This is a genomic window from Actinosynnema sp. NPDC059797 (assembly GCF_042732085.1).
In the GTDB taxonomy this organism is placed as follows: Bacteria; Actinomycetota; Actinomycetes; order Mycobacteriales; family Pseudonocardiaceae; genus Actinosynnema.
The window spans coordinates 50,012-58,124 of the sequence record NZ_JBHWIE010000023.1; the positions used below are offsets into that span (position 1 = coordinate 50,012).

The 8,113-nt window shown below is 70.5% G+C and carries 5 protein-coding genes; 4 read left to right on the plus strand and 1 reads right to left on the minus strand.

Annotation, left to right across the window (positions count from 1 at the left end):
• Positions 1 to 582 precede the first annotated feature (582 nt).
• Positions 583 to 2,802 (minus strand): immunoglobulin-like domain-containing protein, encoded by a 2,220-nt coding sequence (locus ACFV4N_RS09885; RefSeq protein ID WP_499672099.1) that lies wholly within the window; start codon positions 2,800 to 2,802, stop codon positions 583 to 585.
• A 254-nt stretch (positions 2,803 to 3,056) separates the two neighbouring features.
• Between ACFV4N_RS09885 and ACFV4N_RS09890 the strand changes: the two genes are divergently transcribed.
• The 4 genes from ACFV4N_RS09890 to yjfF all read left to right on the plus strand — a co-directional run bounded on the left by ACFV4N_RS09890 (position 3,057) and on the right by yjfF (position 8,110).
• Complete coding sequence (locus tag ACFV4N_RS09890) at positions 3,057 to 4,028, plus strand: ABC transporter substrate-binding protein (protein WP_499672100.1); 972 nt, start codon at positions 3,057 to 3,059, stop codon at positions 4,026 to 4,028.
• Between the two features lie 583 nt (positions 4,029 to 4,611).
• The gene (locus ACFV4N_RS09895) at positions 4,612 to 6,138 is read left to right on the plus strand and encodes a sugar ABC transporter ATP-binding protein (RefSeq protein WP_499672105.1); all 1,527 of its coding nucleotides are present in this window, start codon (positions 4,612 to 4,614) and stop codon (positions 6,136 to 6,138) included.
• On the plus strand, positions 6,135 to 7,100 hold the full coding sequence (locus ACFV4N_RS09900; protein ID WP_499672101.1) for an ABC transporter permease: 966 nt from the start codon (positions 6,135 to 6,137) through the stop codon (positions 7,098 to 7,100). Before ACFV4N_RS09895 ends, ACFV4N_RS09900 begins: the two co-directional genes overlap by 4 nt.
• A complete protein-coding gene (yjfF, locus tag ACFV4N_RS09905) occupies positions 7,097 to 8,110 on the plus strand; it encodes a galactofuranose ABC transporter, permease protein YjfF (protein WP_499672102.1) in 1,014 nt (337 codons plus the stop codon). The genes ACFV4N_RS09900 and yjfF overlap by 4 nt, the downstream gene beginning before the upstream one ends.
• The last annotated feature ends 3 nt before the right edge of the window (positions 8,111 to 8,113 follow it).

The following is an 8,113-nucleotide window of genomic DNA, read 5'->3' on the forward strand; positions in this document are numbered from 1 at the left end:
CAGCTAGGCCAAACGACCAGTCCCACCAGCCTGGCCTGGTGCGGTTGGTGTTGTCGGTCGGCTGGTTGATCAAGCAGGCGGCCAGGCAGTCGGTCCGCCAGGCAGGCAGTCGTTCAGGCAGTCGGTCAGTCAGTCGAGCGGGCAGTCAGTCGAGCAGTTGATCGGTCGAGCCGTACTCCGCAGGGCGCGGCAGCACCCCGCGGAGTACCGGCCACGCCTCCCGGTGGCGTGGTCAGCGGCTGTGGGGCTTCGGTCGTGTTCCGCGTGAGGACCCCGCCAGGCCTCTGCGGAACGTGATCCGACCCCCGTGGCTCGCTGACCGCGTCCCGTGAGGCGTCGGTCGTGTCGTGCGGGGCGCCGGTGGCACCTCGCGGACGTCGCCCGGCCCTCCGACCGCGTCTGGTGCGGCGGTGGGCCTCGGTGTCAGGTCTGGGGATCCAGGTCGGGGCCCGGGTCGGGGCCTGGGTCGGGACGTGGATCGGAGTTGGGGTGCGGCCGGCCGCGTCGTGGATGTCGGTGCGGCCGGCCGCTGGTCTCGGAGGTGGAAGTGGTGGTGGGGCTGGAGGTGGTGCCAGAGGGATGTCAGGGGTAGGCGGCGCGGACCCGGTCCAGTTCGGCCTTGGTCACCGGCAGGACGGTGCCGTGGCGCGGGCGGCTGGGCAGCTCGTAACCGGTGGCGAGCTGCCACTTCCCGGAGGCGAGGTCGGTGGTCTCGAAGGGGACGTAGCCGCGACCGCCGAACTCGTCGATGAACAGGTACCACTTGTCCTCGGTGTTGGACTTGAACACCGTCGGGCCCTCGCCCTGGTTGATCGAGCCCTTGCCGATGCAGTCGGCGACGAAGTCGTAGGAGGTGTCGCGCAGCTGCGTGGACTTCTCGGCCAGGACGAACTTGCTGCACGGGGTGCTGGAGGTGTTGTTCCGCTCGTCCTTGGTGAAGCGGTAGTACTCCGCGCCGTGCTTGATCACGGTCGAGTCGATGACCGAGTAGCCCGGGTCCACCCAGACCTTCGGCTCGGAGAAGGTGCGGAAGTCGCGGGTGGTCGCGTAGAGCATCTTGTTGTAGGTGTTGCCGGTGTGCTGGGGGTCGTCCGCGGCGTAGAGCTTGGAGGCCCAGAAGACGACGTACGCACCGATGGACTCGTCGTAGTACGCCTCGGGCGCCCAGGTGTTGCCCGCCGTCTCCGGTGACACCAGCACGTGGCGCTGCTGCGACCAGGTGACCAGGTCCGTGGACTCCCACACCTCGATGTAGCGGCTTCCCTTGCGCTGCACCAAGTCCCAGTTGCCGTTGCCGTGGATCTTCAGGTCGGTGGCGATGAGGTAGAACTTGTCGCCCTCCGGCGACCTGATGATGAACGGGTCGCGCACGCCCTTGTCCCCGAGGGAGGAGGTGAGCACCGGCTTGCCGTTGTTGAGCTCGTCCCACTTGAGCGCGTCGTTGCCGCGGCTGGCGGCGAAGTACACCTGCTCGCCGGTGGCGGTGCCCTCGCCGGTGAAGTAGCCGAACAGGTAGCCCTCGTACGGCTGCTCCTGCGGCAGCGGCGTGACGGTGACGGGGAAGGCGCGGACGGCCTTCCGCTTGCCGCTCTGGACCACCGCCAGGAGGGTCACGTGCTCCGGGCGCTCGCCGTGGGCGGGGCGGGTGACCTCGCCGGTCTCGGTGATCACCCGCTGCTTCGTCGTCTTCCACGTCACCCGGGTGCCGTGGAGGCCGGTGGTGGGCAGGGTGATGTTGCCGCGGATGTCCCGGGGGTTCCACACGGTCAGGGCGGCGGCGGCCTCGTCGACCTTCTGGCGGTCGGTCAGCTCGGGGCGCACGGTGACCTGGAACGCGCGGGTCTGGTCGGCGGCGCTCGCGGTGAGGGTGACCGCGGCCGGGCGTGCGCCCGGTGCGGGGCGGGTGACCACGCCTTGATCGGTCACGTGCCGCGGGTCGCTCGACCGCCACGTGATCACCGAGCCGTACGGGCCGGTGGTGGGCAGGGTGAGGTTCGCGGTGACCGCGGACAGGTCGCCGAGGTCGAGGGCGGCCAGGTCGCGGCGGGCCTTCTCCTCGACCGGGACGAAGCCGAGGTCGTGGGCTTCGGCGGCGGTGAGGCCCCGGTCGTACAGGCGGAAGTCCCTGACCGCGCCCTTGAGGTGCCGGTCGCCGCTGTAGACGGAGCGGCCGATGTAGTTGGCCGTGGTGCTGCCGTTGCCGATCATCGCCGGGGTGGTGGTGACGCCGGTCTTGCGGGCGACCTCCACGCCGTCCTCGTAGAGCACGGCGGTGCCGTCGGCGAGGGTGTAGGTCAGCGTCTTCCACACGCCGCGGGCGAGGTCGCGGCCCGCGGTCGCGGTCTGCTCGGTGGACCAGTTGCCGGTGGCGATGGAGGTGCGGTAGGCGTTGCCGGTGGTGAACAGGTAACCGTTGCCGGAGCTGCCCGAGGAGTTGCCGAGGCCCCAGATGAAGTACGGCGTGGCCTGGTCCGGTGCGATGCGGACCTCCAGCGAGACGCTGACCTCGGTCAGGTCGCGCAGGAGGTGGTCGGGCAGCTTCACGTGACCGTTGGTGCCGCCGAGCTGGAGGCCGTCCGCGCCGGCCGGGGTGGCGTCGCCGAGGACGGTGGCGTCGCGGTCGTGGCCCGAGGTGTCCTGGGCGACGGCGCCCGCGGTCTCGGTGAGCGGGTAGTGCGCGACCAGCCCGTCGGTCGGGCCGTCGTCGGCGGCGGTGGCGGTGGTGCCGCCCGTCATCGCGGCGACCAGGGCCGCGATGACGACCGTCGCGGTGGTGCGTGGACGGTGGCGAAGGGAGAACATGGGGCGTCGCTCTCGTCGTCGAGCGCGGCGTTCACCGCGCGGCGTGAACAGGACGTCCGGGTGTTGACGTGCGCTGAGTCACAAAAGTGAGCGCTAACATATGTCCGCCTCTCCAAACATGTCAAGCGTGCAAAGTTGACGTTTCGAGGGGGTTGACGTGGCGATTGTGAACGTTCACTCTTGTGGCCCAGGTGACCACCGTCACGCGGTTCGCCGTCCCCGCAAGTGTCCCGGGTTCACACGGAGGAAGACCAGTGCTCAAGAAGATCGCGACCGCCGCCAGCGCGGTCCTGTTGGCCGCGCTGACCGCGTGCGGCTCCGGAGATTCCGGGAACGCGGGGTCGTCGGGCGCCGACGACGGGAAGATCACCATGGGTTTCGCCCAGGTGGGCGCGGAGAGCGGGTGGCGCACCGCCAACACCAAGTCGGTCCAGGACGAGGCCGCCGCGGCGGGCATCGACCTGAAGTTCTCCGACGCGCAGCAGAAGCAGGAGAACCAGATCAAGGCGATCCGGTCGTTCATCCAGCAGAAGGTGGACGTGATCGCGTTCAGCCCGGTGGTGGAGACCGGCTGGGACACGGTGCTGCTGGAGGCCCAGCGGGCCAACATCCCGGTGATCCTGACCGACCGCGCGATCGATTCAGAGGACACCTCGCTCTACAAGACCTTCCTGGGCTCCGACTTCGTGGAGGAGGGCAAGAAGGCCGGCGAGTGGCTGAAGGAGAACGCCGGGGACGCGACCAACGTCGTGGAGCTGCAGGGCACCACGGGCGCCGCGCCGGCGATCGACCGCAAGGAGGGCTTCGAGAAGGCCATCGCGGGCACGAACCTGAAGGTCGTGGCCTCGCAGACCGGTGACTTCACCCGCTCGGGTGGCAAGCAGGTCATGGAGGCCTTCCTGAAGTCGGTGCCGGACATCGACGTGGTGTACGCGCACAACGACGACATGGGCCTGGGCGCGATCGAGGCGATCAAGGCCGCGGGCAAGGTGCCGGGCAAGGACATCAAGATCATCACCGTGGACGCGGTGAAGGACGGCATGACCGCGCTGGCCGCCGGCGAGATCAACTTCATCGTCGAGTGCAACCCGCTGCTGGGCAAGCAGCTGATGGACCTGGCCAAGAAGGTCGTGGCCGGCGAAGAGGTGCCGCCGCGGGTCGTGACCGAGGAGACCACGTTCACGCCCGAGCAGGCCAAGGCCGCGCTCCCCGAGCGCAAGTACTGATCCGCGGACGGCTTCCGCGGGCGGCGATTCGCGGATGGCGATCTGCGGGCGGCAACCCGCAGGTCGCCATCGGCGGGTAGCGATCCGCAGGTCGCCACCGGCGGGCAGTGATCCGCAGGTCGCGAACCGCAGGCGGCAACCCGCGGGACGCGACCACGGCCGGCGATCCACGGCCGGCGATCCACGGGCGACAACCCGAAGGCCGCGAGCCGCGGAAAGCGAGCCGTGGAGAGCGATCGGCGGAGACCTGCCCGCAGGTGCTGCGGAGAACCGCACGCGGGTGGCGACCTTCGGGCGAGCGTCCGCGCCCGTCGTCCGCGGATACTGATCCGTGGCGGCGATCCCGCGGATACTGGTCCGCGGTGGCGATCCGCGGGCGCACACCCGCGGGCAGCCATCCGCAGGTACCGATCCCAGACCGCGGTCCCCGCCACCCTCCGGGTGTGGTGGCGGGGGCCGCACCCGGCCGCGCTCCCGGATCACCCGGACGGGGCGGCCGGCCTCCCGCCGTCCCGGAGCGTGGCGCGGAGGCGACAGCCAGCTTTGTGAGGGGAGTTGTCCGGTGACCGAGCCGGTCGTGGACATGCGGGGCATCTCGGTGGAGTTCCCCGGTGTGAAGGCCCTCCAGGAGGTGGATTTCCGGCTGTTCCCCGGTGAGGTCCACGCTCTCATGGGCGAGAACGGAGCGGGCAAGTCCACGCTCATCAAGGCCCTGACCGGCGTGCACCGCCTGGCGGCCGGCGAGGTCCGGTACGCGGGCGAGGCGGTGTCGTTCGGCGGGCCCGCGCAGGCGCAGGCGGCGGGGATCAGCACGGTGTACCAGGAGGTCAACCTGTGCGCGAACCTGACCGTGGCGGAGAACATCCTGCTCGGCCGTGAGCCGCGCAAGTTCGGGCGCATCGACGGCAAGGCCATGCGCAAGCGCTCGGCGGAGCTGCTGGCGCGCATCGGGTTGGACATCGACCCGGGGTCGGTGCTGGAGAGTCACCCGATCGCGGTGCAGCAGCTGGTGGCCATCGCGCGGGCGGTGGCCGTCGACGCGCGGGTGCTGGTGCTGGACGAGCCGACCTCCAGCCTGGACGCCGACGAGGTCGCGGAGCTGTTCCGGATCATCCGGGTGCTGCGCGACGAGGGCGTCGCGGTGCTGTTCGTGACGCACTTCCTGGAGCAGGTCTACGAGATCTCCGACCGGATGACCGTGCTGCGCAACGGCCGCCTGGTCGGCGAGCACCTGACCGCCTCCCTGAGCAGGCTCGACCTGGTCTCGGCGATGCTGGGCCGCGAGGTCGGCCTGCTGGAGGAGATCGAGCACCGCTCGGGCACCCCCGGCGAGCCGCTGCTGGTGGCCGAGGGGCTGGGGCGCAAGGGCAGCGTCGAGCCGTTCGACCTGACCATCCGCGCGGGCGAGGTCGTGGGCCTGGCCGGGCTGCTGGGCTCGGGCCGCACCGAGGTGGCGCGGCTGCTCTACGGCGCGGACAAGGCCGACTCGGGCCGCGTGCTGGTGGACGGCGAGCCGCTGCGGCTGACCGGGCCGCGGGCGGCGATCGCGGCGGGCATCGCGTTCTCCTCGGAGGACCGCAAGGCCGAGGGCATCGTGGCCGAGCTGAGCGTGCGCGACAACCTGATCCTGGCGATGCAGGCGGCCCGCGGCTGGGCCCGGCCCGTGCCGCGCAAGCTGGCCGACGAGCTGGTGGCCAAGTACATCGAGGTGCTGGACATCCGTCCGGCGGACCCGGAGAAGCTGGTCGGCAACCTGTCGGGCGGCAACCAGCAGAAGGTGCTGCTGGCGCGGTGGCTGGTGACCAAGCCCCGGCTGCTGATCCTGGACGAGCCCACGCGCGGCATCGACGTGGGCGCGAAGGCGCAGATCCAGAAGCTGGTGGCCGAGCTGGCCGCCGAGGGGATGGCGGTGCTGTTCATCTCCGCGGAGTTGGAGGAGGTGGTCCGCATCTCCGACCGGGTGGTGGTGATGCGCGACCGGAAGATGGTGGCCGAGCTGGGCGGCGACGCCGGCGTGGACGACGTGATGGGGCTGATCGCCGGTCACGTCGACGAGCCCGCCGGGTCCGAGGTCCTCGCGACGCCGATCGACAAGGCGGTGGCCTCGTGAAGAACCGACTGCTGTGGCCGATCCTGGCCCTGGTCGCCCTGCTGCTGCTGAACGTGGTGGTCACGCCCTCGTTCTTCTCGCTGCGGATCCAGGACGGCGCGCTGTTCGGCAGCCTGGTGGACATCCTGCGCAACGGCGCGCCGACGCTGCTGATCGCGCTGGGCATGACGCTGGTGATCGCCACCCGGGGCATCGACCTGTCGGTGGGCGCGGTGGCGGCGATCGCGGGCGCGGTGACGTGCACGCACATCGCCTCCGGCGGCAACGCGTGGGTCGGCATGGGCCTGGCGCTGGCGCTGTGCGCGGTGCTGGGGCTGTGGAACGGGTTCCTGGTCTCGGTGCTGGGCATCCAGCCGATCATCGCCACCCTGGTGCTGATGACGGCCGGGCGCGGCGTGGCGATGCTGATCACCGAGGGCCAGATCATCACCGTGGACTCCCCCACCTACCGGCAGGTGGGCGCGGGCTTCCTGGTGCTGCCGATCGCGATCCTGATCAGCCTCGCGGTGCTGGGCCTGGTCGCGCTGGCGACCCGGAAGACGGCGCTGGGGATGCTGATCGAGTCGGTCGGCGTGAACCCGGAGGCCAGCAGGCTCGCGGGCGTGCGGTCGCGCACGATCATCTGGACCGTGTACGTGTTCGCGGCGCTGTGCGCGGGCATCGCCGGGTTGATGATCAGCTCGAACGTGAGCGCGGCGGACGCCAACAACGCCGGCCTGTGGATCGAGATGGACGCGATCCTGGCGGTGGTCATCGGCGGCACGTCGCTAGCGGGCGGCCGGTACTCGCTGACCGGCACCCTGCTGGGCGCGCTGATCATCCAGACGCTGACCACGACGGTCTACACCGCGGGCATCGCGCCGGAGATCACGCTGGTGTTCAAGGCGGTCGTGGTGATCGCGGTGTGCCTGGTGCAGGCGCCGATCAGGATCCGGGTGAGGCAAGGGGTGGCTCTGCGATGACGGCGACGACGACGGCCGGGGAGAAGTCGACCCCGAAGGCGGCCCCGGCCGGCGGCCTGCGGCGGGTGCCGTCGCGGTTCCTGCCGGTGATCGCGACGTTCGTGGTGTTCGTGGCGACGTTCGGCGTCGGCTCGGTGCGGTACGAGGGGTTCGCGTCCGGTCAGGTGGTGGCGAACCTGTTCATCGACAACGCGTTCCTGATCGTGCTCGCGGTCGGCATGACGTTCGTGATCCTGACCGGCGGCATCGACCTGTCGGTCGGCTCGGTGGTGGCGCTGTCGACGATGGTCGCGGCGGCGGGCCTGCGCGCCGGGTGGCCGCCGCTGCTGGTGGTGGTCGCGGTGCTGGCGGTCGGCTCCGGCCTCGGGCTGGCGATGGGCTGGGTGATCCACCGGTTCGGCGTGCAGCCGTTCATCGTGACCCTGGCGGGCATGTTCCTGGCCCGCGGCCTGTGCTTCGTGATCAGCGTCGAGTCCGTCTCGATCAAGGACAAGACGTTCCGCTCGCTGGCCACCGGCACGATCGAGCTGCCCGGCGGCGTGAACATCACCTATGGCGTGGTGATCGCGCTGGTGACGGTGCTGGCCGCGGTGTACGTGCTGCACCTGACCCGGTTCGGGCGCACGGTGTACGCGGTGGGCGGCAGCGAGTCGTCCGCGCGGCTGATGGGCCTGGCCACCACCCGGGTCAAGATCGGCGTGTACGTGATCAGCGGTTTCTGCTCGGCCCTGGCCGGCCTGCTGTTCAGCCTCTACATGCTCTCCGGCTACAGCCTGCACGCCGTCGGCATGGAGCTGGACGCCATCGCCGCCGTGGTGGTCGGCGGCAGCCTGCTGTCGGGCGGTGTCGGGTTCGTCATCGGCTCGGTGGTCGGCGTGCTGGTGCTGGGCACGATCCAGACGCTGATCTCGTTCGAGGGCACGCTGTCCTCCTGGTGGACCAAGATCGTGATCGGCGCCCTGCTGCTGGCGTTCATCGCCCTGCAGCGCGTCATCGTGCGGCGGACCTAGCGC

What these genes read in the sequence shown, in the direction of transcription:
- ACFV4N_RS09885 (WP_499672099.1), bottom strand. Translation starts at nt 2,802, where the DNA reads ATGTTCTCCCTTCGCCACCGTCCACGCACCACCGCGACGGTCGTCATC.
- yjfF (WP_499672102.1), top strand. Translation starts at nt 7,097, where the DNA reads ATGACGGCGACGACGACGGCCGGGGAGAAGTCGACCCCGAAGGCGGCC.
- ACFV4N_RS09895 (WP_499672105.1), top strand. Translation starts at nt 4,612, where the DNA reads ATGCGGGGCATCTCGGTGGAGTTCCCCGGTGTGAAGGCCCTCCAGGAG.